Consider the following 25,777-nt stretch of genomic DNA (forward strand, 5'->3'; position numbering starts at 1 on the left):
TCCAACTAAAGATTGTATGAGTTATGGCACTCCCTACAGTTATTGGGAGCGTAATAGTTCCCTGCCATAACTCACACAAAACCTTATCTGATTTATTGATAATCAGGTTTCTTTTTAAAACACACCGCTTCTCCTTTGTCTCCATTTTTTAAATCGGTCATCTCTATATGGAAGATATTGTAATTCTTATTAACTGGTTCTGATGGCAGATCTACATGTAATAAATAAGCATAACAAATTCCATTAGAAACATACTCTTTCACTTTTTCTTTCATATTAACTTTAACAGGACTTCCATTTATCTTAACAGTTACCTCTAACTCCTCTGGAGGTGGACAAAGATCCACGAAGTCCAAATCTTTATCTGGTTCAGAAAAGCCTCTTGTTAAGCTCATAGGTCTGCAGTAAATGGTATAGCCAGGATGCGCCCCTTGAACTCTGAAAACATTTACACCATAAACTTCAAGTCTATGATATTTAATATTTAAAAGCATATCTTCCTCGGCAATAAGATTCCACGCCCAAAACTCCAATCTTTGATCATCTTTTGGTAAAATGGATCCTGCAACCGGATACTCCGACATTTTTAATGAAGCCAAAGCAAGGTACTTCCCTTTCGAAACTCTTAAACGGTAATGTCCTTTCTTATCGGTTAGGGTTTCGTAGGCAGTTTTAAAATTCGAGTGTTTGATTTCTACAAGAGCGCCGTCAACAGGCTGACCTTCAAAATCGCTTACCATTCCGGAAATGGTAATAGAGTCTGTTTGAGCATTTCCCTGCAAATAGATCAAACAGAATAGAAACAGAAAAATAGATATCTTTTTTCTCATATTTATTGTTATTTAAGTTCCATATTATGACGCATAAACCATCTACACAGTTACACCTAAGACAGCATAATGTTTCAACAATACCAATATGATGTAAGTTTACCTATCTGTTTGCTTTTGTAAATTATTGTTCCGCTGTTTGTATATTCCTGGAATCCTGTCAAATGCAGTTTTAAAAAGGGAATGCTATCGAATTGCAAAGCAGCATGAACTTAGAGGCAAAAAATAAAAGGTCGCTCCCCAGCGACCTTTTAACACAATAACCCAAATGCTAAATTGAATGATTTAAACATTTGTGTCTTTTATATAATTACTCAAAATTAAAAATTGAACATTATAAAATTAACAATTAATAGATTAAAAATCAAGACATAATACAATATATTTTAGATTTGCTTAAGCTATTTTTAATAAGCATTAAGGATATGGTGGATGTTGAAATTACAGCCCGCTACTGCAGCAGCAGGCAGTTATATGATCCTGATATTTTATGGTACCACAAAAGATACAGCATTAGCTGAAGTAGCATTCAAATTCGGAAAAACTTTCCTGTTCAAATCAGGATCATCATATTCATTGCTCCAAAATGAATCACCATATGCTTTCACATAAACGGTTTCACCAGATGAAAAACCAGCACCAATTAAATCAATTCGAGTAAGAGTGGTTTCAAAAGGATTTATTTGCGAAATAAGTCCCTGAGAATGATAGATATAGTTTTCATTACTAACATTTGAATCGGTACCTAGAAAATACCGAACATATCGACTATTGCCATTACTTCCTGCAGGGTTTGTTGTGATGGCAAGTGTAATGTCATCTCCACTTGCGTTTGCTTCCAGATCTGTAATTTGCGTACTAGAAACTTCTCCCAATGATGGTGCTCCTGTAATTATTGTTGAAGAACCTGTGTTTGCGTGTACGAGGCCAAACTTTTTAAACGTTCCAAAACCTGTTTTCATATAAACAAGCGTGTAGGTTCCAAAAGGAACATCTGCTAAAATGAAATCCCCATTGACATCTGTAGTTGTAGAAATAAGAGGTGAGCTACCTTCAATTTTTACTGTCATATTTGAGTTATCAATTTGGCTTACTCCTTCGTCATACAAATTGACAGAGCCAATGATATTCGCTTTCGTTATAGGTTCCGGAGTTTCATCATTGCTTATACTGCAGGAAGTGAATACTAGTAAAACAACTAAACCCAAAATCAAATCATTTAATTTCATAACATCTCGCTTTTATTAATAAATATTTTACTCCAAGAATTTGTCTTTAATATGCTTTTATGTAAGGGGTTGGCAACATGTCTCGTCACTGGTTTATTAAAATGTGAGCATGTATTCTCATATTTTGGGCTATGAATATCATTAAAGATAATGTATTTCAGATGATTAAATAAATTATCCATTTAAAATTTCATCTGTTTAAATTTTATTTTTTGGCTAGATGGAACTCTCGATGAATTTAATCATTCTTGTGTGTGTATTTCAAAATACTAAAATTGATTTCACGATTTCCACTTCGTTCCAATTCATGTTCGTTTCATTCTCTTGCATTGTCAACTCCCCTGATACTGAGGTATTTTTAAAAATGAAATACCCCCAGGATTAGCTGAAAAACAAATGAAAATATTGAAAGCATTCCTAATAATTTCCTTGATACTCTTCCCTATAGCGATAGTAGCTATAATTATGCACAATGTGCTATCAGGAATGTCAGGAACGGAAGAAGCACTATTTTTCTTCGTTGGAATTAGCGCTTTGTATTTATTTATTTTCGTATCTATAGGTGGTATGGTGATATTTTTCAAAGGACGACAAAAACCCAAATAAGGGAATTACCGAGATAAGTAGAATTTGGTGATATAAGTCAAACCACAACAAAACCAAACCATGCTTTAAGCCCCTATATTATACCATATTAATTTCTGTAATTACCGGAAATGATATTGCAATTACTTGACTTTCGCTTAAAACAGGTCTAACTTTGATTTTATCTACAATCACACGGTATTTTATCTGTCTGATACTATAGAATGATAAAAACACATACATTTTATGTAAAAAAAACAAATGGAGGATGAATAATGAGGACCGATATGCTTTCCATTTTACTATTCTTGCTAATATTTAGTCATTTGAATGCTGAAAACAAAGCCCAAAAGCTTAAAGCTCAGAATATTGGAAAAATTGAAACTCCTGCAGAACACTTTGGTTTTGAGCCTGGAGCTGATAGAATGTTATTTGATTATGAAGAGCTCATTGATTATCTGCAAAAGCTAGATAATGCATCGACTCGATTAAAGCTTACTGAAATAGGGAATTCTCCTATGGGAAAGAAGATGTATATTGCATTTATCTCTTCTGAAAAAAACATTAAAAGCCTTAATAAACTAAAGGATATTAATAGGAAACTCGCTCTGAATCCCAACATCCCCGAGCCCAATAGAGATTCCCTATTGAATAAAGGCAAAGTATTTTTCCTCGCTACCCTCTCTATGCATTCAGATGAAATTGGGCCATCTCAATCCGCTCCACTAGTTGCTTATGATTTAGTAACTACCGAAGATTCACAAAAAAGGGAATGGTTGGATAATGTTGTTCTCATGATGGTCCCCTGTCATAATCCAGATGGTATGAATATGGTTGTTAACAACTACAAAAAGTATAAAGGAACCAAATATGAAGGCACACAGATGCCTGGAATATATCATAAATATACAGGCCATGACAATAACCGCGACTTTATTACTCTTACACAAGAGGACAATAGAAATATTGCCCGGATATACAATAAAGATTGGTTTCCGCAAATAATGGTAGAAAAACATCAAATGTTCTCAAACTCAGTACGATATTCAGTACCTCCTGCGCACGATCCTATTGCTGAAAATATCGATGCAGGCATTTGGAACTGGAGTAAAATTATCGGCGCAAATATTGCCACAGACCTTACCAAACAGGGATTACATGGTATATCTCAAAATTATTTCTATGACGAATATGCTCCATTTTTCTCTTCATCCAGCACATGGAAAAATGTAACGAGTTTTTTGACTGAAGCTGCCAGTGTTAAATATGCTACACCAATTTTTATTGAGCCCACCGAACTTAAAGGATACGGGAAAGGCTTATCGGAATACAAGAAGAGTATTAATATGCCATCACCCTGGCCCGGTGGATGGTGGAGACTCTCTGATATTGTAAGCTATGAAAAAGCTTCGATCATGTCTGTCCTTAAAACAGCATCATTACATCGACATGAGATATTGAAATTTCGCAATGACCTATGCATTAAAGAAGTGTCAAATGGCAAAACTATTCCACCCTATTATTATATCATCCCACTAAAACAACATGATGAAAGCGAATTTGTAAATCTGGTTCATCTGCTCAAACAACATGGTGTGCATATTTATCAATTAAACAAACCTGTTGTTTTGGATGAAAAAACATATCAAAAAGGTGATATTATTATTCCTCTATCGCAGCCGTTTCGTCCTTTTATTAAAGAAGTATTGGAAAGGCAAAAATTCCCTGTCAGACATTACACCCCGGGAGGTAAGGTAATTAAACCTTACGATGCTACCAGTTGGTCGCTGCCTCTGCATATGGGGGTAAAAGTCGATGAAATAAAAAATCCTTACTCAGAAGTATTGGATTCGGCATATGTTGAAATTAAGGAGATTTTCAAGTTAGTAACGGAAGATATCCCCCATGATTTTGAAGCAGCTGTATTTACAGTTCAGAATAACGAAAGTTTCAAAGCTGCCTTTTTGGGCTTACAACTCGGTTTGAAGGTTGCTCGCCTGACAAAGGCTGCTAATATCAGTTCCAGAACCTTAGCAAAAGGCAGTTTTATTATTTATAATAATGCTGATAAAATATCCAGTTTCAAAACATTAATCGATGAAATAAATGTCCCTCCGATTTATATATCGAATCTTTCAAAGGTTGAATCATCGACAATGAAAATCCCCAAAATAGCACTTGTTGAAAGCTGGTTGCATGATATGGATGCTGGTTGGACTCGCTTTATCTTCGATTCTTATCACTTGCCATTCAAAACAGTAAGACCCGGAGATTTTGAAAAAACTGATTTTACAAAGGACTTTGATGTTGTAGTATTTCCAAACAATCGGAAATCAGTGCTTATGAGCGGCAAAATAAAAACCCGTAGCGGAGAGCTCATTATTCCCAATTTCCCGCCTGAATATACCAAAGGGATTGGAAAAAAAGGCATGACAAAATTAATGTCCTTTGCCGAAAATGGAGGTATCATTATCTCTTGGGGAAACTCTTCAAATCTGTTTCAAGGGATATTGGAAATCAAACAAGAAAATAATACCAAAGAAGAATTTCAATTGCCTTATAAAAACATTTCAAAAATCTTGAAAACCTCTGGATTATACTGCCCCGGTTCGATATTAAAAATAGATTTATTAAATGACCATCCTATTACACTGGGAATGAAAAGTGAAACAGGGATTTTCTATAATGGAGGTCCGGTTTTTGCAACTTCAATACCAAATTTTGATATGGATCGTCGTGTAATTGGCAAATTTCCAGAAAAGAATATTTTGCTTAGTGGATATTGCGAAAAAGAAGAAGTATTAAGTAACAAAACTTGTTTGGTATGGCTTAAGAAAGGCAAAGGTCAACTGGTTTTGTTTGGTTTCAATCCACAATTCAGAGCATCGACAAATACATCTTTTAAACTCTTGTTTAATTCAATTCTTTTATCAAAAATTAATGACTAGAATTTAAATTTCTATCTCATCCAAATTAACCTTTCAAGAGCAAGTATAAGACTCGTTCACTGTTTTAATAATGGAACGCTTAGAATAGCACAACAGCAGAGTCTATTTTGTCAATTCTTTGATGATCTCAGCTTTTGATTTATCCTTAAACTGATCAATAAGCATTGAATAATTCTCATCATCTCTTAATTCTTCAAAATCTTTCATATAGCTCCGATCGTTGACAAATTTCTTAGCCAATGCTCGATTTAGCTTATTGGCATTAATGTATTTTTTCTTTTCCGGATTATTAATTCTTGCCGTGTAAATGGCAATGCTTTTCCGATAATAGGTCATTGCTTTCTTACTATTACCTTGTTGTTCGTTTAAAAGTCCGGAAAAAAACCAAGCCTCAGCCAAATCTGGCTTTTTCTTAATTACAATCTCACTTTCGTAAAGAGCCTTGTCGTATTCTTTTTGATGCAGATAAATAGTAACTTTATTGGAATGTGGCACATGGTACCTTTCATCTATCTCAATTGCTTTGTCATAAAGAAGCAATGCACTATCATATTTACAATTTAGAGATAAGTTTAAAGCTTTTTCATTTAGCTCTATCGCCTTGGGATTGTATTCTGACTTTGGTTCCTCTGAACAACTGATTAAACTAATAACTATCAATAATAAATAGAAATATTTCATGCTTGCTATTTTATTCTTTATGCACTACAACTTGTATTTTAACACCCTGCTACCACAGCCCCTCATGTGCTTAAGTTTTACTAATGGAAAGCAATAAACACACACACCTGCAAGGGATTTATTATTTCATCTGTTTATGATTTTTTTCATTTTCTCTAAATACCAATTAATCAATTCAGCATTATCTACAATTGTCCAAGTGTGGGGAGAAGAATTTTTTTCATACCCTTCTCTTTTATTATAAGAAGTGATTAATTCTGCCTCCATATTACCGGCTTGTCTTAAGTGGTTATAAAAGCCTGCAAGATCAATGCTGTTTATGGTATTATAATCTTTAGCTCTGTTTTTAATCCACCATTCAATATCAGGCTCATGATACATTCTAATAGCCAACTTTTTAAATAGCTCTATTTTCGTTCTGTTTTTATCATTATAAACAAATGGTGAATATTCAATATAACTTTCCATTGCTTCTTTTGGACTGCCGCCTAAATTTTCTTGAAGAAAATGCAAAACCCAACGAGCTTCTCCAACCGCATTGGGATGAAAATTATTTAGTAATGCTTGCTCTTGTTCGTGCCACATTCTAACCATATCCAATGGGGAGTCACAAATTGCAACAGCCTTGGGCCAAACATTAAATTCCGATTTATTTGAGAAACAATATTCACAATACCTCAAAGCCATGGTTCCTGCAAGCGACATCCCCCCAAGAAATACAGGCTTATCGGAAAGCTTATGCTTATTTAGTGCATGCCCCAGTATTTTGTCAGCTATACTAATATCCTTATCCGTAAAGAAAAAATCAATTGGTTTTCCTGTGCTGACAAAAATAACAGCCATTTGTTTTTTCAAAGCAGGTTCAATTATGGAGAACTCTGGGATTATGGCTGTTGTATCTAATGCCGAACCACTAAAAAACACAAGAGTTGCAACAGAACTCGAATCGGGCAGATGAAGAGTATACCCCTGTTTGGAAAGAGGAATTGAAACACTCTCGTTCTCACTTAACACCTGTTTCCCATCCAATTGCACGTAACTTTCAACTACCCTATGATGATTCTTTTCCGATTTTTTATTTGTACAAGAAGTTAAGAAAGACAAGGATAATAGAATCAAAATTAAACTCTTCATATTTTGTTGTTTTGTTTAGGTCTTGCTATTTTTTGCGAAATCCGAATTCCTATTGAGTTTAAATGAGTGCGATAGATCGCATACCAGCAGTGAACCACAAGGCTTATACATTAGCCTGTTTGGTTTTTATTCTCTTCCCATTTATATATTCAATTGTTCTTCCGAAAATGAAAACAAAAAATGCTATGATTCCAGAAAAGATCAGTCCGCTTATCAATGAGAAATTCCTGGCTGTATCAGAAATCACTTTGTGCATGGCTTCTTCCTGTTCAGGCGTGATTTCTTCTCCGCTAAAAAAACCGTCTCCATTCAAGTCATATTTTTGCAGATCCAATTCTAATGAAATATCAACAAAAGTTGCTCCTCCAACAATCAAAAGGTAAATTCCAAAAAATACAGTCACACTTATCCAAAAGCATTTCCTTTTTCTATTGGCAAATAACGCTTTCCGTTTAAAAATTATTATGCCCAAAATCAAAATGGATATTAAACCTGGAATGATTAAATGATATGGCAAACTTATTTCATTCATTTTCCGTTTTCTTAACTTTCAACAATTTAGCCACAAAGTCATAATTGGTGAATAGTAAGAAACCAATTATTAAATTCAAGCCACTCACCGCCCAATTGAATTTATCCCGGGCACTGTATTCAAATCCAACAAGATCACCTTTGAATGCAAAAAGAGTATGACTCAGAAAGGCTGGGATATTATCCAAAATCATAAATCCACCAATAATGAAAGCTCCAAGCTTAACTATATCGTTCGCTTTTAGATTTCCCAATTCGATTTTATCATCATCAAATCCTTGATCTAGTTTTAATAGTCGAACCACTTTATCAGCTTTAAATATTAAAACAGTAAATAGTGCGACAACTACAGCAATTGCAACGATAAGCCATACAATCGAAAATAAGTCAATTTGCATCATTACAAATGAAATGTTGTTCGGCAAAAAAGCAAAAAGTGAAGTAATAAGTGAAAAAAGTCCGAACAATTTAATTAACAGAATAAATAAGTCTCTCTTTGTCATATCGTTTATAGTTATTTTAAGGCGTATAAGGCAATGCATTTACCGACTTGGTATTTCTAATAAATATGAGCGCATCATAACCCTCAGAAAGCTTTCGCTTGCAATAGTTCAGGTCTGAATTGTTATCTTTTACATATGCAGCTCCTGCCCTTCGAGACCAGCTTGTGTTATTAACCAATGCTGCCAGTTCTTCGGGTAGTTCTTTATTTTTAAGATTTAATACAAAGTTTTCATAAGGAGCACCTGCAAAAGTGCGATCAATGCAATCACTTTTAGGTATACCAGCATCGCAAGGACAGACTTTCTTTTTTTCAAGATCATATGCAAAATATTCTCCTGTATAGAATCCAAAGCCAAACGTATAATAATTATCCGCAAAATAATCCTTTAAATGTGCTCCCATGGGCTTTTGCTTACTGTTATCAGAATGCTCGGCTATGTGTTGGTTGTGAGCCCACACAATCATTTTTCTTCCTTCCAGCTCCTGAATTCTTCTACAGTTTTCGGCCATATACCGATCACGCTTCCCTGAAAATGAAGCCATAATTTTACTTGTCCACGTAACATCCATACACTGTTCCAACACCCGGATGGTGAACTTCAACCGATCATTAGAAGAGTTCAGGGCAATCTCATTCAAATGAGCAAGTAAGTGCTTCACCTCTTTTTTCTCATGCTTGCTCATTTTCTTTCTTATGTTGCAATTAATCAAATACTCCAGAGTCTTTTCGGTACCATCATCCAGTAGATTTGATTTTTTTAATTCGGAACGAATAAATTTGGAAGGACTGGAAGCCCATTGCATATCACATCCATAAACTTTTACTTTATCGCTATCACTTCTATTTTCATTGAATGATTTCATCCACAACAACATATCACGCACTTCCTGAGTTATCCAAACCCCCATCCAACTTCTTGATAAAACGGTTTCAATAGAGTGCTCGCTGTTTCCGGCTACAAACTCATTAACCAAATGCGTATCTACATAGTCATCTTCAATTACAAATACCCTAAAATCATGTTCTTTTACCAAATATTGAATCAATCGATGTTTGGTGGTAAAAAACTCCCTGGTTCCATGGGTTGCCTCTCCAAGTGCTATGATCTTTTTGTCCTGAATCAAATTGTCAATTGCAGACAGGTCAGAATTGTTCTCCCAATTTGCTTCGGTTGATAATAATTCTGAAACAAAAGGCGTAAATGTATCATCCCAGTTAATTTGAGCTTTTGCTGTTATTAGCAAACAAAAGTATGCGATAAGGAAAATTAAAATTCTTCTCATTTCTATATTGGTTTAATCTATTTCATAAGCAGTATAACATCAATCAAGGATCTACTCCTTCACGAATGACCTAATTTGCATTCGCAAAACACAAACTAAAAGATTGTACTAGCGGAGGAAATTACACTTGTATCATATTCACCATCACAAATTTACTCTCCTGCAAAGCTTTAACTGTACGATTTAAAGCTGGAGAATCCACAATGAGCAAATCACCATCATTTAGGGTGGCCCCATTAATTTCAATGCATCCTTTGTAAAGGAAAATGAAATTGATTTTACCATCCATATCAATTTGCTGTTCGGTATTTTCCGAAGCCTTAAAGCCTTTTACTTTGCCTTTTGTGCCCGATTTGCACATCAGGTTAAAATCGGTACATTTTCCTTTCGATAGAGTGTTCCACTCACCACTAAAATGATCCGAATCCAAGGCCTCCAAAAGCTTGCTGTGATGATTTTCATGCTCCAGTTTCATTTGCCCATCAAGCACCATTAGTATGCGCTCCACTCCCGGCAATGGAGTAAAGCTAGATTCCTCGATTTCTACCGTAGCACTTGATATCCTAAAAAGGAAATCGCCTTTTTTGTACTCAGAGCCCTCAGGAAAAATAAACAATTCGGTAGTTTCTCCTCCAGCCCACTTGCTTGTGAGATGCTCTTTTTTAATTCTATAATTATTCACTTTACGTTCTTTTAATTCTTGATGATTCCCAGCAGGGAAATGTTTGTTTTGTGCGAGCTTTTTCATTAACAAATGAGCTATTTTTCATTCGTAAAACATGAGCTACAAACTTGCATTAGCGAAGACGATTCAGCTTTGTTTTCTAATTCCAAATCTCATTAGAATCTGTTAGAATAATTGGAGATTTATCAGTTATAAGAATTGTCTGCTCATGCTGTGTCACATAACCTCCTCTATTTCCAACAAGTGTCCAGCCATCATTTAATTCAACTGCGATTGTCGATTTGTTTGAAATAAAAGTTTCAATTGCAACCGTTGTGTTTTTCTTAAATCTTTCTCGATTTGTCTTTACCCTATAATTTAAAATATTCTCTGGTTCTTCGTGTAAACTTCTACCAACGCCATGACCAGCCAAATTTCTAATTACTTTAAATCCAGATTTTTTAGCTTCTGTTTCTATTAAGTATCCAACTTCAGAGATTTTCACACCTCCTCTGATGCTTTTAATCGCTTTATACAAAATTTGCTTTGATGCGTCTACAAGAGGTTGATGATTGTGAATGTCTTTTCCCAGTACAAAAGAACCACCATTGTCTGACCAAAAGCCATTGAGTTCTGCTGAAACATCAATATTAATTAAATCCCCCTCTTTTAATATTTTTTTCTCTGAAGGGATTCCATGGGCAGCTTCCTTATTTATACTTATGCAAGTATAGCCAGGAAACCCATAGGTCTCATAAGGTGCCGATTTGGCTCCATAACTTTTTAAAATATTTCCCCCGAACTCATCCAATTCTTTGGTTGACATACCAGGCTTGGCATATTCTCTCATCTGTTTTAGTGTTGTTCCAACAATTTCACTAATTCTTTTCATTCCAATCAGTTCGGACTCATTTGTAATTGACATGTCTATATCTTTTTTTTAAATCTCTATATTTTCTGTAAGCCTGTTTTTGCCTGACCGCTAACTTCTAAAATGTACTCTGGTGCACCCCACTGTCGCACGAAACGAAGTTCGATAAATTAATCCCTTCCTGTGACTTTATTGCATTACTACGCGAAAGTATTCGCGCGGTAGCGGGGGATGTACAAAACGTGGTTCTATAAAATCAATCCACTCGTATGACTTTATTACCCAATGCTAGTGCGAGTTCGTTCTCTGCTTTAGTAGTAATTCATGAAAACCAAACAATCCCACTTAAGTTTTCTTTACAAATGACTTATTTTGCTTGCGCAAAACACGAGCTACAAGCTCGCGCTAGCGGGGGCTATTTACTATCAATTTAGCACATCACTGATTAAATGGTAATCCGTTTATTTTTAACACCTTACCCCATTACATTTATATACTATTGTGCACTGTTAAGGTATATCAACAATCTCTATTCCAGATTTAATTGAATTTTCTTGTTCTGATGTAACAGCAGCAATCAATTTATCTCCATCTCTTTGAATAAAATGAGGATATCCACTTAAAGCTATTTCATTATCCCTGATTAAGGAAGGATATTTTCCAATCTGAATGGATTTTCTATTGCTCGTAGCTGCATAAATCACCTTTCCATCAGAGCTAAATGCAAAATCGGAATACTTTAAATTACCATTTTCCAAATTACCCTGATAGGACATACCAGAGTTAGCCAGATAAACGGAGCCATTATAAGCAGTAATTACATAAGAGCCATCTTCCGAAATTCTATAAATCTCAGCATCTAAAGCGTAATCTCCATGATAACTATCATCATTTTCTTCAAGAAATTTTGCTTGATCATCAAATTTATAATGCTGCATATCCGTAGGACTTGATCCTTGATTTATTGAAATGTACTCATCTTTACCTGGTATTTTTCTTAGTCTTTCTAAATCTTGATCTCCAGCTCCATCTATATTCATTCCGTTACTTCTTTGGTAGGTACGAACTGGTTGTTCCCACCAAGGAGAAGGAACTACACTGACAATTATATTTCCATGACCATCAGCAACTGCACATGTGGCTGGCAGTTCAGTTGATATCATTTTTGACAAACTTAAATCATCTGCATTGTACACATATACATTTCCATCTCTACTTGGCACATACAATTCTACACCAAATCCATTATTATTAATATCACAAAACCCAACTGTTCCTTGAAGTGAAGTTTCTTTTATGATTGTATTGTTAGTATAATCGTACTTAACCATTTTTTGATTGCTTTTTGAGATTAAGTATACATATTTCTCTGTCGGGTGCTTCAGCATATCATCAGGAACAAAATTAAATACTACTCCTCCTGGGTAATCTATCGTTGAGAAATTACTTAAACAAGATAAACTGCTGTTGTTGGTTACCTTAATTGCATAACATGCCTGATATTCTAATGGAGGTGTTGCATCATAGAAGATTGTGTCGGATATGTCATTAATCTCTCCAATTAATTCTAGATATTCTTCATAACAGCCTTGAGTAGAGCGATAGACTTCGTACTTAGCAAAGTCATCACCTTTATATTTTGTCCAGCTAATTTTAACATTACCATTTTCTTTCGAAAGTTGACCAAGTTCAACCTTTTGCGGATTAAGAGTGCTAATATTTAATGTTGCTATTGATTTGAAACCATCTAAATCCTCTGCAGTAAGAGTTATTGTATGTTGCCCTTTTGAAAGAGTTGCACTAGTAAAAGAAACTACTCCGCTTTCGTTTGGCGATTCTGTATTTAATATACCATCTATATCACTTTCCCAAATGATAATTATGTCCTCAGAAGGAGTAGCTTCATCCGAAACAATTGCACTAAATTCAATAGCATCTCCATATGAAAAGTCTAGTTCTGCAGCAGGTGATGTTATTGAAATTTGCGGAGATTTCCCATCGCTAATTCCTTTTATGATTTCAATATTAACTTCTACTAAATCGTTAGGAATTACTTCTGCAATGGTTTTGCCTGCCCCAATATTTCCAACATTCGCTATAATTTCAGTATTTCCTTTTTCAAGACCTTTTAATAGCACAGTCCCAAAATTATCTGTAACACCTTGAACTGAATCTGGTTTAGTATATACAATAGCATTTTCAGCAAAAGTACCGTCGTTATACTTTACTGTTACATAAACATCTCCTTCTGTGGAAACGAAAGGTTCATCTTTGTCTTTCTCGCAACCTAAAAGAAGAATAAAAAAGATTATACCTAAAAATTTAAGATTTTTCATTTCTGTTATACTTTATTTAATGTTAATTTATTCTCTGTGGTTAATAGTGCACAACGTTCCGCGGGTATGGCGTCGTGCTCCCGATACATCGGGACAGGTTTGTTGTTTGTAGTTCTGTCGTTCAAATTCTCACATCTGTATCCAGCCAAGCCCAACCGCGGCATGCGCTATGACCCGCTGTTGGCTGTCGTATTTATTTTATTACTTAATAATTCATTCAATTTTTCGATACTTAAAACTTCATTTTTTTTTCGATGTATCATCCTGTGACAATTAGAACAAACCACAACCATATCAGTTTTAGGATTAACTTTTGTTTCTTCTTTTATAGAACTAAGTGGTTTAATGTGATGAACTTCTATGTAATCTTTTCCATGTAATCCATAGTGTTCCTCAAAGTCAAAACTACAATTAGGAACCATACATCTAACGCCATGAATTTCTATAGCCATTTGTCGAAGTTTTCTGTCTCCCTCGCTACCGCACGAATCCTTTCGTGTGGTTTATAAACTAATCCTATCGTGTAGCTTCTACAGAAGTACAATAATCCCTTCCAAAATACCTTTATCCCCTCTATAATCCTTTGCACTACTAAACAAATAATCCTCAGAATAAGATACTAAACCCTCCTCTACCGGATTATTATGAATGTAATTAATTTTTTCATCCAACACTTTATTGCTCCACAATTCTATTGGTTTATTATCATGCCTCCAAAACTGATGATGCTTCACATTAGAGGATTTCTGAGCCGCCATTTTAAACTTTTCTATCAACCATTCTTTTCTACTCTCTAGTGGATTTTCCTTTATTGACTGAACGATAGCATTACTTGTAAATCGCTTAAAATCCCCTAGTAAAAGTTCTGGATTTCTAGCATTTACACTTCTGAATATTAAATGAAGATGATTGGTCATAATGCACCAAGCAAAAATCTCCATTCCTTTATGTTGTTGACAATAACGTAAACAATCAAGTAAAATTTCTTTATATTCTAATCTGGTAAATACATCGATCCACTCAACTACTGCAAAACTTACAAAATAAACTCCTTCAGGATTATGAAATTTATAATTACGACTCATACCAGCCTATAATTTGCTTTTAACTTTTTATTACTTACTAATCAAATCCAACTTCTTTTTACAATACCACACGAAAGGATTCGTGCGGTAGCGGGGGTGCAGCTTCTACATTTCTTTACATTCTAATCTGGTAAACACATCCATCCACTCAACTACTGCAAAGCTGACAAAATAAACTCCTTCAGGATTATGAAATTTATAATTACGACTCATACCAGCCTATAATTTGCTTTTAACTTTTTATTACTTACTAATCAAATCGTACTTCTTTTTACAATACCACACGAACGGATTCGTGCGGTAGCGGGGCCCGTGTTGCGCCTGCGGCAGGCATATTGCGTATGAGCCATTGTTACCAACTTTAATTTATTCTGTCTTATTTTCTTCTATTATATAATTTTCACTTTCTTCTAATAATTTATCGTATATGCTTTTAAAAATACTCGTTTCATTTATATAATCAGATAATTCATTTTCTTCTAAATAAAGCTTACTTGCAATTTCCAATGCCCTATTGTCTTTCCCTTTTGCCTCAAGTTGTTTGGCTTTCGTTGTGTAATATGCTTCAATTGCACCTTTCTCAAGTATGTAAATATTGTTTTTCTGAAGCTCCGATTGAATATCTTGAAATTGTTTTTTTAACCCCTCATTATTTGTGATTTCATCGAAGAAGTTACTTTTAGCAAATCGTGTTTCTAAATATTGGATAAAAGAAATTAATTCAGAATCGTCTAATTTTATTTCTCCTAGTTTTATTCTACTAAATAATTCAGCAAGATTATACCCATCTTTACTCGATGAATTCTTAACCACTTCTTTTTTTATTTTTTTAAACGAAACTTCTTTAGTTATAGAAGCTTTTAAGGTATCTAGTAAATCTACTTTAAGTTCATTATATATCATCAAATCTCTTAATACATCATCATAACAATCTAAATCTCCTAATATTACCCAAGGGATATTAAATTTATCAAGTATCTTCACATACGTTAAAAAATTACCTTTACCATCAACCCTCGCAATAGAGACATTATTATAATCTAGGATTTGTTTTTTATTCTCAATTTTATAAAATATAGAAGGCAATAAGAATTCTTCGCCTCCTTCAACTAGCAGAACTTTATCTGAGAAAAATATTTCGGTATTCTTAGACCATATAAAACGAATAATTTTATTGACATCTTCTTTTGTTAAAGAATCATCATATGATATTTGAGTTGTTAAAGTTTCATTTGTAGTAGAAGCTTTGGTGGCAATTATTATATTATGAACTGGAACATTTTTTACAAATTCTGTTGAATGAGTACTTACAATAAGTTGATTAGTTTCTTTATCACCAAGATAATTTTCAAGTTCCGCAGAAACCACCCTTCTTGCTTGCGGGTGCAAAAATAATTCAGGTTCTTCGGTAACTAATAAAGAACTAGAATTATGGAAGGTTCTACAATATGTAGTAAATAAGGATATTATTATTGCACTTTGAATACCCGAACCTTTATTATCTAATGGTCGATCTATTCCATCATCAACATAAATTTTTACATTTTTATAGATGTCATTTTTTTGATTTGGTAATAATTTAAATGAAACTGACTTATGAGAAATTGCCTTTCTTAAAAGTTCTCTTAATTCAGTCGTTGAATTATTAAAGACTTTATCAGCAAGCTCTTTTATTTGATTACTTTTTTCTTCTATCTTTTCCTCGACTCCATCTTTACCTTTATCCCATAAAGCTTTTATTAATTTTCCATACCACGAATAGTTTACTAAGCGCAATTCGTCTTTGGGATTTCTAAAAGCTGGTATAATTGCAGTTGTAATTATTGAATTTTTAAGTTCATTTCGTAAAAAATGAGATATCCAACAGTCATTGTTAGAATCTATAACTATTATACCAAATCCAGAATTTTCAGATTCTCTTTCCCTACAATAGAATACAATTATTCTTTTCGAGGTAGATAACAAACTAATTAGCTCGTCTTTTTTAAACCATTTTATTTTATAAGTAGTGTTTGGTACTATATCTATTTTATCACTTTCAGCAAGATCATCAAGGTTTGCAAAAAAATCATAATCAACATAGCCACTATCTTTATTTATAATAGTTTGAGGATCTTTAATCTTTGAAAATGATGTGCTTTTTTTAATTTTATCTAATTCACCAACATTAAAATCTTTACCAATCAATTCTGCTTGAATATAATAGTAATCAGAAATATTTTCATTAATCTCACCAGTATCAGTATTAACAGAATTATATGTATAAAAGTCATTAATGTTATGCTCCCTGTAAGTCGGGTTTTTACTTCCGAACAAGATATCAAGCGCTGTAATAATATTTGATTTACCGCTATTGTTTTTACCTACAATAACGTTTTTACCCTTTTTTAAATCAAAAGAGACACTCTTTAAACTTTTATAGTTGTTTATATAAACATTTGATATATGCATCTGAGGTTTCTTTTATTGTTGGTAACGTTGGGCTAACCCAACCTAGTTGGTTTATTTTGATTATATAAGTTTGTTTACTCCACTAATATAGTTGGCTAACCCAACCTTTAGGTAGAGTTATTAAAAATATCCCCTATTGGATTTTTAAACTTAGAAATCTCGCTTTTTGCAAAATGAGTATAAATTTCTCTTGTTTTACTCGAACCATGCCTAAAATATTTTGTATGTAAGGTAAATCTGTTCCTTGTTCCAATCCAACACACCATTTTCATTGGTGATAAACTCAAATTTATAAACAATTATCTTCAATCGGAAAGTTTTACAGTAATAAAATTTAAGGGAAATAAACATCCTTTATTCCTGTGCTGGTATTTATGGGTTTGTTGCACAAAAAAAGAGGGTGTCCAAAAAGTAAGTTCAATCGAATACAATGTCATGTTGAATGAAATGAAACATCTGTTCATCAAAGGGACAGATTCTTCGCTAAGTCAGAATGACAATACTATTGAACTTTTTGGACACCCTCTTCCTCTGCATGGAAGTATTAAAGGGCTATAGTACCAATTCCACGATATTTGATTTTTGGCCAACCACCTCGTCTTTCATTACAAAAAAGAGGTAATACTCGCGGCTTTCGCTCTTTTCGGGATCGGTCTTTGGTCTGGCATCAATAAACTTCCCAATGGTCGACACCCCAATCAGTTGAAACTGTCCAATCCCATTTGTACGAGAATAAACTCTCCACCCATCAGTAGATTGCTTTTGGCATTTTAACACAGGGTAATCAGCTTCAATACCAGCACTAAGCACTGGAACCAAATTGCTCGAATCCTCGCTCGTATAGGTAGTGTTAAAACCAAGATCAATCCACATGGCATCAGTACAGGCCGGATTTTCACGAACAGTTTCTCTACGGTCACGCATGTATGTTACGAAATCATCTTTCTCTACATGTACTTCTTTCACTGCAGCCTTCAATTGCACTTCAAGCTGATCCCTTGCATCCATCAAAGCCAAAAGCTTGTTGATACGTGCTATTTCTGCAGCAATCTCTTCCTCAGTCATGCCCAATGTTGGCCCATGAATCTGAATTTTCGCAATATAGTTTAAACAAGCTTGTCTAAACTCTTTTACATTCCCTTTAATAAAATCATAACGTCTTTTTATTAATACCATAACTGTAAATTTTATTTAAACATATTTTATTCTTTATTACTTCCCTTTTAATATGATACCATTAAAGTCAAAACAAAGAGCCAATGATCACATTTCATATTAACATTAAACTCTTATAAATTGCATCATATGATGTTCATACAAAAAGACAATATCTAAGTTAGCAGCTCTATTTTAAAAATCCATGTAAAATAGAATATTTTTAATTTACATCATTTTGTTTAATATTTAAATCCTGATTTCCTGTACTTTAAGAAACTTTTAAAAAATTACAATTTATCTCTAACCTCTCCCATAATGTAAAATACAGCTAATCATCACTTTTATATTATCGCGAAAATGACCTCTTTCGCATTCAAAACATATATTTTCATTACACATCAATTCCTTAAAGAATTCCTATTTATCCTTAATTCATTGACATTTCCGAACTTTTGTTCAAAACAAAATCACATTCGGTAAAAAAATGAGGCTTTTTCGGCTTGCTTTCTTTATTTTTTTTCGATTCCAAGTGAAAAATTTCAGTAAACTATTTATTGTTTACTTTTCGGAAGTACAGAAAATTATTGCAATTAGACTCCTATTAGGCCATTTTATTATGCTCACTCGGTAGTTTGAGCACTTTTTCCGCGCGTTTGACGGCTTCATTCGCCCGAAAATCAGGCTCAAATTCGCGTTGAAGCTCCTCATTCGCGCGGTGGAGCTCCTCATTCGCAAGAAAATTGATCATATTCGTGCGTTTATGGATAAATTTCGGCGTGTTGAGCACTTTTTTCGTGCGAAAATCATGCTCATTCGCGCGGAAGAGACACTCAATCTCGCGGGAGAGATGCTCAAACGCGCGTTTGACGAGCTCTCACGATGATTATTGTTAATTAAACTCGAAGAATAAGCTCATCATGAAAGTCTTTAATATTCCCACAAAGCTTACTGGGTATGACTTTCGGCCAGATAGAGATAACTGGGTCTTTTATTCAACAAATACAAAAAGCAAAAGGAGGCTTTTGTTTTTAGGCTTAAATCAAGATCAAAAATCCTGAAAATTACTTGATTTTGCACAAGTATTATGATTATTTTTATTGAACTTGATTTTATACAAGTGCATTTAGTATCAATATTTTGAGCTTCTTTTCTTTATAAGTTCTCATAAATATTACCCCAAACCTTCGGATTCTCGGAACAGGCTCTAATGGAGCTTATCCTGTGCGTGCTTCCCTTTAGGGATTAAAGGGTGAGTGTAGGGATTACTGCGACGGAAATGGATGGTGTGTTTTGTCTTAAAGCCAGACAGGCTGCTCTTTATCCTCAAGCCGGATGGGCTCAAACTTTCTCCATTGATGAGAAAGTTAGCAAAGAATCTACGGCGCAGCTCCTCAGTGACCCATTACGGCTCAAAAGCGAATAGAAATAGATAGTCTCACTCATTCTTCGTTCGACAGCATTTCTATTTGCCGCTTTCTCTGCCTATGGGGCCCCTCTTGCGCAGCTGATGCCGATCCCCATAAACATTGTGGGCAGGAATTTTGCCTATCGGCTATACCACACATATTTATACTAATATCATTTGTTTGTACCAATACTTTGCCTGAAAGGTAAAGATCATTCTAGCCCAGGGGAAAGGAGTGAAAACGACTGCCACCCTGGGTTAATGGGTTCAATGGGTAATCGTCGCAACTGGCTTTGTTGACTGGTGTGGGTTGTTTATTGCGACGAAATTAGATGGTTTGTTTTGTCTTAAAGCCAGACGGGCTTTTACTTTTCCATTGATGAGAAAGTAGACTGCCGAACAAAGTGAGACAATGAGCACCCGAAATAATATTTCGCGAATAACAATCTACGGCGCAGCTCCTCAGTGACCCATTACGGCTCAAAAGCGAATAGAAATAGATAGTCTCACTCATTCTTCGTTCGACAGCATTTCTATTTGCCGCTTTCTCTGCCTATGGGGCCCCACTTGCGCAGCTGATGCCGATCCTCATAAACATTGTGGGTAGGAATTTTGCCTATCGGCAATATTCTTGAATGTCAAGCATCTTCGAGATGCTAGACATATTTTCACCAACATCATTTATTCCTTCTCTTGTTCCAATATTTTACCTGAAAGGCAAAGATCATTCTAGCCCAGGGGAAAGGAGTGAAAACGACTGCCACCCTGGGTTAATGAGTTCAATGGGTAATCATCGCAACTGGCTTTGTTGACTGGTGTGGGTTGTTTATTGCGACGGAAATGGATGGTGTGTTTTGTCGTAGAAAACTCCAAAAATATCCTACACCCTCATATTCTTTGCACTACTTCCTCTCCTCAAGGCAATGTCATTAAGTTAAGGGTGAATCCTTTTGTTATACGTTGCCAAAATTACCCCAAACCCCTAAAGGGGCTTTGTCCTGTGCGCGGTTCCCTTTAGGGATTAAAGGGTGAGCGTGGGGCGAAAACCTGCTAACTTAATGACATTGCTCCTCAAGAAGAGGATTGAGGTAAGGTGAGTTTTGTTACACCATTTTGCAATTTGAATTACCTCATCCCCTAGCCCCTTCTCCTTTATGAGAAGGGGAATACGCTGCAAGTAATTAGCAATCTGGATTAAATTATTCTTTCCTGTTCCTCTTACCTAAATTCAAAAAAAAAAGCCTGACATTGCTGCCAGGCTGTATTTATGTGATTTTGCTAACGGTATTATTTGTAGTTCTCTCCTCTTATTTCCTTGAAAACTTTTACCATCTCCTCTAGTTTTTCAGGATTGCTCTTTGCCAAATTGTTTTGCTGGCCTATATCTTCTTTCAGATTGTAAAGCTGATAATCTTTTGAGTTACCCAGCTCAATATTTACATTAACCGAAACTGCAGGGCCATCATATGGTGGAATCATCAACCAATCACCATGATGCAGAGCTGTTCGGCCTGCTGCCTCAATAATCAATTTGGCGCGACCTTTTTCGCTCTTGCCCATGAAAACATCCAACAATTGTTCACTGTCCTGTGTGCTAAGTTCACTGCCTGTAAATTTGGCTAAGGAAGACAATAAATCCATTTGACAAACCATAGCATCAGAAACCTTAGGCTCAATTTTTCCTTTCCAATAGGTAACAAATGGCACGCGCGTTCCGGCTTCGAACAAACTATACTTTCCGCCTCTTAATGGCCCCCAAGGAGTATGCTTGCCCAATTTCTCAACGGCATAATCGTCATAACCATCATCCAGAACCGGACCATTATCACTAGAAAAAACAATTAAGGTATTCTCCAACAAAGCTTCTTCTTCAAGGGTTTTTAGGAATTCACCAATACACCAATCGGCTTCCATAATCACATCACCACGAGGACCTAAGCCCGATTTTCCAACAAATCGCGGGTGCGGTGTACGAGGAACATGTGGTTGCTGCATGGCATAGTACAAAAAGAAAGGTTCATTTTTATGATCTTTCACATATGCTTTTGCCTTTTCCAGGAAATGATCAGCCATATCTTCATCAACCCAGTGAGCAGACTTGCCACCTTTCATATATCCAATGCGTGGAATTCCGTTCACAATGCTGTTGTTGTGGCCATCATTCCAATTCATCTTCAACATTTCAGGATGATCAATGGCAGTAGGTTCTCCTTCGAAGTTCTCTTTATAACTCACCTCAATTGGATCTGCAGGGTCGAGACCTGCTACATTGCCATTTTGAATGTAAACGGTAGGAACGCGATCTTGCGTAGCAGCCATAATATAGCTGTAATCAAAGCCCACCTCATTAGGACCAGGTGATACTCTCTGATTCCAATCTACATGACCTTCTCCTAATCCAAGGTGCCATTTTCCAACTATTCCTGTATGATAGCCCTGTTCTTTTAAGATTTTAGGAAGGGTGAGCTGATTGGTCTTGATCAACAAGGGAGCCGTTCCGGGAAGTATTTTTGCATCCTTATTTCTCCAGGGATAAGTGCCGGTTAACAAAGCATATCTACTAGGGGTACAGGTTGCCGAAGATGCATAGCCATTGGTAAATCTTACTCCTCCCTCAGCCAACTTGTCCATATTGGGAGTTTTTAGTTCCGTAGCGCCATAAGCGCCAACATCTCCATAACCCAAATCGTCGAGGTAGATGACTACGATATTGGGTTTTACCTCTGTTTTTTCGGAAGCGCAAGACAGCAACAAACCTGCCATTCCAACTCCATAAATTACTTTAAGTACGTTTTTAGTAAGCATTGATAATTGATTTAAAAACTTAAATAAATTACCCTTGTCAATACCTTACTGTTTCAACAAGAGTTTTTAAAGTACCACACACAAAAACCTTATTGAAATATTATACCATTTACTATTGGAGGTGAAAGTACGAAAAATTGATGAGATTGATGGCTCTCTTACGTGTGGAGTGTCTATAAGATGTAAGTATTGGGATTAATTCAGATTGTACAGCTTTTACCATTGCCCTGCATCTCAAGCATCTTCGAGATGTCAAACATTTTTATACCAACATCATATGTTTCTTCGTTTGTTTCAATATTTGATGTAGCGATACCGCATAAATATTACCCCAAACCTTCGGATTCTCGGAACAGGCTCTAAAGGGGCTTATCCTGTGCGTGCTTCCCTTTAGGGATTAAAGGGTGAGCGTGGGGATTTCTGCGACGGAAATGAATGGTTTGTTTTGTCGTAGAAAGCTCCACAAATATCCTGCATCCTCATATTCTCTGCACTACTTCCTCTCCTTAAGGAGAGGATTGAGGTGAGGTGAGGTGATTTGTATTGAATAATGACAATTTGCTGAGATGAATGACAAACACCTCATTCTATCTTTCTTCCCAATTAATCGGGACGGGCTCTTAAGAAGAAAAGAACACGTGACGTAAAAAGAAAAATACATTAAAACTATCATTTGCCTGAAGAGTAAAGAGTATTCTAGCCCAGAACAAGGGAGTAAAAACGACTGCCGCCTTGGGTTAATGGGTTCAATGGGTAATCGTCGCAACTGGCTTTGTTGATTGATGTGGGTTGTTTATTGCGACGAAATTAGATGGTTTGTTTTGTCGTCAAGCCAGACGGGCTGTTCTTATCCTCAAGCCGGATGGGCTCAAACTTTCTCCATTGATGAGAAAGTTAGCAAAGAATCTACGGCGCAGCTCCTCAGTGACCCATCGCGGCTCAAAAGCGAATAGAAATAGATAGTCTCACTCATTCTTCGTTCGACAGCATTTCTATTTGCCGCTTTCTCTGCCTATGGGGCCCCACTTGCGCAGCTGATGCCGATCCCCATAAACATTGTGGGTAGGAATTTTGCCTATCGGCAATATTCTTGAATGTCAAGCATCTTCGAGATGCTAGACATATTTTCACCAACATCATTTATTCCTTCTCTTGTTCCAATATTTAATGTAGTGATCCTGAGAAATCAGACCTATGGAACCCGAGTAGATTCCTCCTCCATGCATGCCATCGTAAACACGCACCACAATGGTATTTTTTTCGCTGGCACTTAGTAGGTTTGTTGGCAGGTAATAGCCTCTTAATTGCTGCCACGAATTGGAGCGTTCGTGAACGGTTTGTGGTTTAAATTCGCCCGACTGTCCTACCAGAACGCCATTTACAAACACCTGGTCGATGTCGTCAATCTTTCCCAAAACCAGCACCATTCTGTCTTTTACAAACTCCTCTTTCAGTTTAAATTCCAAGGCATAACAGGCGTATCCATCGTAGTTTTTATAGCCCTGATCTTCCCAGTTGCCCGGAACAATAATGTCATCCCAACTTTCCATTTGGTCGATACTTTCGTGTGCATACTGCCCTGTTTTAAATTTCCAGCTTCCGCTCAAATCAACATCCAGGGGAACTGCATCAACATCCATCATTACGCCAATATTTCCATGAATAATCCCACCTTCTCCTCCATCGTCGTACACACGCACCGCAATGGTATTGGTCTCTTGTAACAAATCGGGAGGCAGTTTATAACTCCTGAAAACATTGTATGCCGTTGAGAATCGAGGCGGAAATTTACCTGACAATCCTATTCTTACTCCATTTACAAACACCTCATGCACATCATCGATATATCCCAACTGCAAATACAAAGCATGTTTGTCGTGCAATTGTCTGGCACTAAAAGTAGTTCGATACCAGGCAAAGCCATCGTAACCATGGAAACCCTTGTTTTCCCACGCCGATGGAACATCAATCCACTCCCAGTCTGAATCGTTAAATTCAGGATTGGCCCACTCCTGCTTATCGCCAATGGAAAATTTCCAGCGATGGCTTAAATCCATTACCTTTTTTAAATCCTGGGCAAAACTGATGCTTGCACAACCCATTATAAGGAACAGAATCAGGCTTAACTTGCTTAGTAGGTATGATATGTTTGAAGTATGAATCATTATTCAGATAATTTAATAATTAGTCGAACCAGTAATCCAAAAACTTTTGGAATGAACTTTTATTGTCCTTTAAGGATTTATCAATGATTGGACTCGCCGTTTCACGATCGGTAATTCCAATAGGTCCATCATAAATCCCTCCTGGTCCTGTATGATCTCTCACCATTATTTCAATGGTATTCTCCCCTCCCTTGTTCAATAAATTATCGGGAATATCGTATGCTCTGAGTATAAGATGATCAGAGCTGTATGAATACCTTCTGTGTTTTCTTCGCAGCTGACTGGACGATCCGATTTTTTCACCATTCAGATATACCTCATCCACGTCATCAATTCGCCCGGCAAACAATACCTGATCCCTGGTACTTAAATTGGCAGGATAGGTAAAGCTTTTGGTGTAAACCGCTCTTCCGTCGAGCTGATTGTACCCCCTGGCTTCCCAAAAGCCTGGAACAAAAATCTTTCCTTCGCGGTAGGTAATCACTTTTCGATTGCTTTCATCCGCCTCGATACTGGTTTCAAAATCCCAATATCCCGAAAGGTCCACATTCATTTTAAACTGATCGGAATCGAAAGAAATGTTAATCTCTCCTCCCGTTATGCCACCATCGTTGTAATCGTCGTAAACCCGAACGGCAATCAGGTTGGCGCCTTCTTTATTTAAAATACTCTTAGGGATAGGATACATTCTTGGAATGCCAAAGGCCGTTTCTGATTTAGGCCCCATCTGCCCGCTTGCACCTACCAGTTTTCCATTTACATACACCTGGTCGGCATCATCAATATATCCCATGTTTAAATAAACATACTGAGCCGATTTGGGAGGTGCAATGGTAAAAGTTCTGCGATACCATGCATATCCATTGTAATTCTGAAATCCATTCTGCTCCCACGATTGAGGGACAAATACTTTGGTCCATTTTGAATCGTTGTAATCGGGGCTGGCCCACTGGGGATCATCCCCGATTGTAAATTTCCAGTATCCTTTCAGATTTACCAAGGATTCTAAATCCTTAGCATGTACATTACCCGCCGAGAATGCTGTGATAATGACAAGTAGCAGAATCTTATTCAAACCCAATATTTTTATATTGCTATTCACTTTTATATC

19 protein-coding genes are annotated in these 25,777 nt (G+C 36.0%); 1 reads left to right on the top strand and 18 read right to left on the bottom strand.

Features of this window, described 5'->3' with window-relative positions; translation table 11 throughout:
- Nucleotides 1-92: 92 nt before the first annotated feature.
- Both BXY64_RS10685 and BXY64_RS10690 read right to left on the bottom strand, forming a co-directional pair.
- Entirely contained in the window at nucleotides 93-830 is a 738-nt protein-coding gene (locus BXY64_RS10685) for a carboxypeptidase-like regulatory domain-containing protein (RefSeq protein ID WP_120239957.1), read from the bottom strand.
- Between the two features lie 488 nt (nucleotides 831-1,318).
- A complete protein-coding gene (locus tag BXY64_RS10690) occupies nucleotides 1,319-2,059 on the bottom strand; it encodes a carboxypeptidase-like regulatory domain-containing protein (protein WP_120239958.1) in 741 nt (246 codons plus the stop codon).
- Nucleotides 2,060-2,919: 860 nt separating this feature from the next.
- On the opposite strand from BXY64_RS10690, the gene BXY64_RS10700 reads away from it, so the two are divergent.
- Nucleotides 2,920-5,592, top strand: coding sequence for a M14 family zinc carboxypeptidase (locus BXY64_RS10700; RefSeq protein ID WP_120239960.1), 2,673 nt, complete (start codon nucleotides 2,920-2,922; stop codon nucleotides 5,590-5,592).
- Between the two features lie 102 nt (nucleotides 5,593-5,694).
- Here BXY64_RS10700 and BXY64_RS10705 read toward each other — a convergent pair whose 3' ends face one another.
- From BXY64_RS10705 to BXY64_RS10780, 16 genes are all read right to left on the bottom strand, one after another.
- Nucleotides 5,695-6,273 carry a tetratricopeptide repeat protein gene (locus tag BXY64_RS10705; RefSeq protein ID WP_120239961.1) on the bottom strand — a complete coding sequence of 193 codons (579 nt, stop codon included), beginning with the start codon at nucleotides 6,271-6,273 and terminating at the stop codon, nucleotides 5,695-5,697.
- Nucleotides 6,274-6,399: 126 nt separating this feature from the next.
- Nucleotides 6,400-7,407: a hypothetical protein gene (locus BXY64_RS10710; protein ID WP_120239962.1), complete on the bottom strand. Its 1,008-nt coding sequence runs from the start codon at nucleotides 7,405-7,407 to the stop codon at nucleotides 6,400-6,402.
- A 103-nt stretch (nucleotides 7,408-7,510) separates the two neighbouring features.
- Nucleotides 7,511-7,939 (bottom strand): hypothetical protein, encoded by a 429-nt coding sequence (locus BXY64_RS10715; protein ID WP_120239963.1) that lies wholly within the window; start codon nucleotides 7,937-7,939, stop codon nucleotides 7,511-7,513.
- Nucleotides 7,932-8,441 (bottom strand): hypothetical protein, encoded by a 510-nt coding sequence (locus BXY64_RS10720; protein WP_120239964.1) that lies wholly within the window; start codon nucleotides 8,439-8,441, stop codon nucleotides 7,932-7,934. Before BXY64_RS10720 ends, BXY64_RS10715 begins: the two co-directional genes overlap by 8 nt.
- Before the next feature lie 16 nt (nucleotides 8,442-8,457).
- Entirely contained in the window at nucleotides 8,458-9,726 is a 1,269-nt protein-coding gene (locus BXY64_RS10725; protein ID WP_120239965.1) for an erythromycin esterase family protein, read from the bottom strand.
- A 121-nt stretch (nucleotides 9,727-9,847) separates the two neighbouring features.
- On the bottom strand, nucleotides 9,848-10,474 hold the full coding sequence (locus tag BXY64_RS10730; protein WP_120239966.1) for a HutD/Ves family protein: 627 nt from the start codon (nucleotides 10,472-10,474) through the stop codon (nucleotides 9,848-9,850).
- Between the two features lie 76 nt (nucleotides 10,475-10,550).
- Nucleotides 10,551-11,315, bottom strand: a complete 765-nt coding sequence (gene map / locus BXY64_RS10735; RefSeq protein ID WP_120239967.1) for a type I methionyl aminopeptidase — start codon at nucleotides 11,313-11,315, stop codon at nucleotides 10,551-10,553.
- Nucleotides 11,316-11,770: 455 nt separating this feature from the next.
- Entirely contained in the window at nucleotides 11,771-13,597 is a 1,827-nt protein-coding gene (locus BXY64_RS10740; protein WP_120239968.1) for an Ig-like domain repeat protein, read from the bottom strand.
- 167 nt (nucleotides 13,598-13,764) lie between these two features.
- Nucleotides 13,765-14,049: an HNH endonuclease gene (locus BXY64_RS10745; protein WP_120239969.1), complete on the bottom strand. Its 285-nt coding sequence runs from the start codon at nucleotides 14,047-14,049 to the stop codon at nucleotides 13,765-13,767.
- Nucleotides 14,050-14,127: 78 nt separating this feature from the next.
- The gene (locus tag BXY64_RS10750) at nucleotides 14,128-14,682 is read right to left on the bottom strand and encodes an REP-associated tyrosine transposase (protein WP_120239970.1); all 555 of its coding nucleotides are present in this window, start codon (nucleotides 14,680-14,682) and stop codon (nucleotides 14,128-14,130) included.
- 366 nt (nucleotides 14,683-15,048) lie between these two features.
- A complete protein-coding gene (locus BXY64_RS10760) occupies nucleotides 15,049-17,133 on the bottom strand; it encodes an ATP-dependent nuclease (RefSeq protein ID WP_120239971.1) in 2,085 nt (694 codons plus the stop codon).
- A gap of 552 nt (nucleotides 17,134-17,685) precedes the next feature.
- On the bottom strand, nucleotides 17,686-18,309 hold the full coding sequence (locus tag BXY64_RS10765; RefSeq protein ID WP_120239972.1) for a hypothetical protein: 624 nt from the start codon (nucleotides 18,307-18,309) through the stop codon (nucleotides 17,686-17,688).
- Nucleotides 18,310-18,892: 583 nt separating this feature from the next.
- Nucleotides 18,893-19,039: a hypothetical protein gene (locus BXY64_RS21350; RefSeq protein WP_170150635.1), complete on the bottom strand. Its 147-nt coding sequence runs from the start codon at nucleotides 19,037-19,039 to the stop codon at nucleotides 18,893-18,895.
- Between the two features lie 1,944 nt (nucleotides 19,040-20,983).
- Nucleotides 20,984-22,501, bottom strand: a complete 1,518-nt coding sequence (locus BXY64_RS10770) for a sulfatase family protein (protein WP_120239973.1) — start codon at nucleotides 22,499-22,501, stop codon at nucleotides 20,984-20,986.
- Nucleotides 22,502-23,637: 1,136 nt separating this feature from the next.
- A complete protein-coding gene (locus tag BXY64_RS10775; protein WP_120239974.1) occupies nucleotides 23,638-24,666 on the bottom strand; it encodes a beta galactosidase jelly roll domain-containing protein in 1,029 nt (342 codons plus the stop codon).
- Nucleotides 24,667-24,685: 19 nt separating this feature from the next.
- Nucleotides 24,686-25,741: a beta galactosidase jelly roll domain-containing protein gene (locus BXY64_RS10780; RefSeq protein ID WP_170150636.1), complete on the bottom strand. Its 1,056-nt coding sequence runs from the start codon at nucleotides 25,739-25,741 to the stop codon at nucleotides 24,686-24,688.
- Between the last annotated feature and the right edge of the window lie 36 nt (nucleotides 25,742-25,777).

Source organism: Marinifilum flexuosum, from assembly GCF_003610555.1.
GTDB lineage: Bacteria > Bacteroidota > Bacteroidia > Bacteroidales > Marinifilaceae > Marinifilum > Marinifilum flexuosum.

Excerpts from the sequence above, each read along its gene's own strand:
- BXY64_RS10770 (WP_120239973.1), bottom strand. The coding sequence starts at position 22,501 with ATGCTTACTAAAAACGTACTTAAAGTAATTTATGGAGTTGGAATGGCA.
- BXY64_RS10730 (WP_120239966.1), bottom strand. The coding sequence starts at position 10,474 with ATGAAAAAGCTCGCACAAAACAAACATTTCCCTGCTGGGAATCATCAA.
- BXY64_RS10750 (WP_120239970.1), bottom strand. The coding sequence starts at position 14,682 with ATGAGTCGTAATTATAAATTTCATAATCCTGAAGGAGTTTATTTTGTA.
- BXY64_RS10715 (WP_120239963.1), bottom strand. The coding sequence starts at position 7,939 with ATGAATGAAATAAGTTTGCCATATCATTTAATCATTCCAGGTTTAATA.
- BXY64_RS10760 (WP_120239971.1), bottom strand. The coding sequence starts at position 17,133 with ATGCATATATCAAATGTTTATATAAACAACTATAAAAGTTTAAAGAGT.
- BXY64_RS10720 (WP_120239964.1), bottom strand. The coding sequence starts at position 8,441 with ATGACAAAGAGAGACTTATTTATTCTGTTAATTAAATTGTTCGGACTT.
- BXY64_RS10685 (WP_120239957.1), bottom strand. The coding sequence starts at position 830 with ATGAGAAAAAAGATATCTATTTTTCTGTTTCTATTCTGTTTGATCTAT.
- BXY64_RS10690 (WP_120239958.1), bottom strand. The coding sequence starts at position 2,059 with ATGAAATTAAATGATTTGATTTTGGGTTTAGTTGTTTTACTAGTATTC.
- BXY64_RS10705 (WP_120239961.1), bottom strand. The coding sequence starts at position 6,273 with ATGAAATATTTCTATTTATTATTGATAGTTATTAGTTTAATCAGTTGT.
- BXY64_RS10765 (WP_120239972.1), bottom strand. The coding sequence starts at position 18,309 with ATGGTATTAATAAAAAGACGTTATGATTTTATTAAAGGGAATGTAAAA.
- BXY64_RS10725 (WP_120239965.1), bottom strand. The coding sequence starts at position 9,726 with ATGAGAAGAATTTTAATTTTCCTTATCGCATACTTTTGTTTGCTAATA.
- BXY64_RS10745 (WP_120239969.1), bottom strand. The coding sequence starts at position 14,049 with ATGGCTATAGAAATTCATGGCGTTAGATGTATGGTTCCTAATTGTAGT.
- BXY64_RS10700 (WP_120239960.1), top strand. The coding sequence starts at position 2,920 with ATGAGGACCGATATGCTTTCCATTTTACTATTCTTGCTAATATTTAGT.
- BXY64_RS21350 (WP_170150635.1), bottom strand. The coding sequence starts at position 19,039 with ATGATCAATTTTCTTGCGAATGAGGAGCTCCACCGCGCGAATGAGGAG.
- BXY64_RS10740 (WP_120239968.1), bottom strand. The coding sequence starts at position 13,597 with ATGAAAAATCTTAAATTTTTAGGTATAATCTTTTTTATTCTTCTTTTA.
- BXY64_RS10710 (WP_120239962.1), bottom strand. The coding sequence starts at position 7,407 with ATGAAGAGTTTAATTTTGATTCTATTATCCTTGTCTTTCTTAACTTCT.
- BXY64_RS10775 (WP_120239974.1), bottom strand. The coding sequence starts at position 24,666 with ATGATTCATACTTCAAACATATCATACCTACTAAGCAAGTTAAGCCTG.
- map (WP_120239967.1), bottom strand. The coding sequence starts at position 11,315 with ATGTCAATTACAAATGAGTCCGAACTGATTGGAATGAAAAGAATTAGT.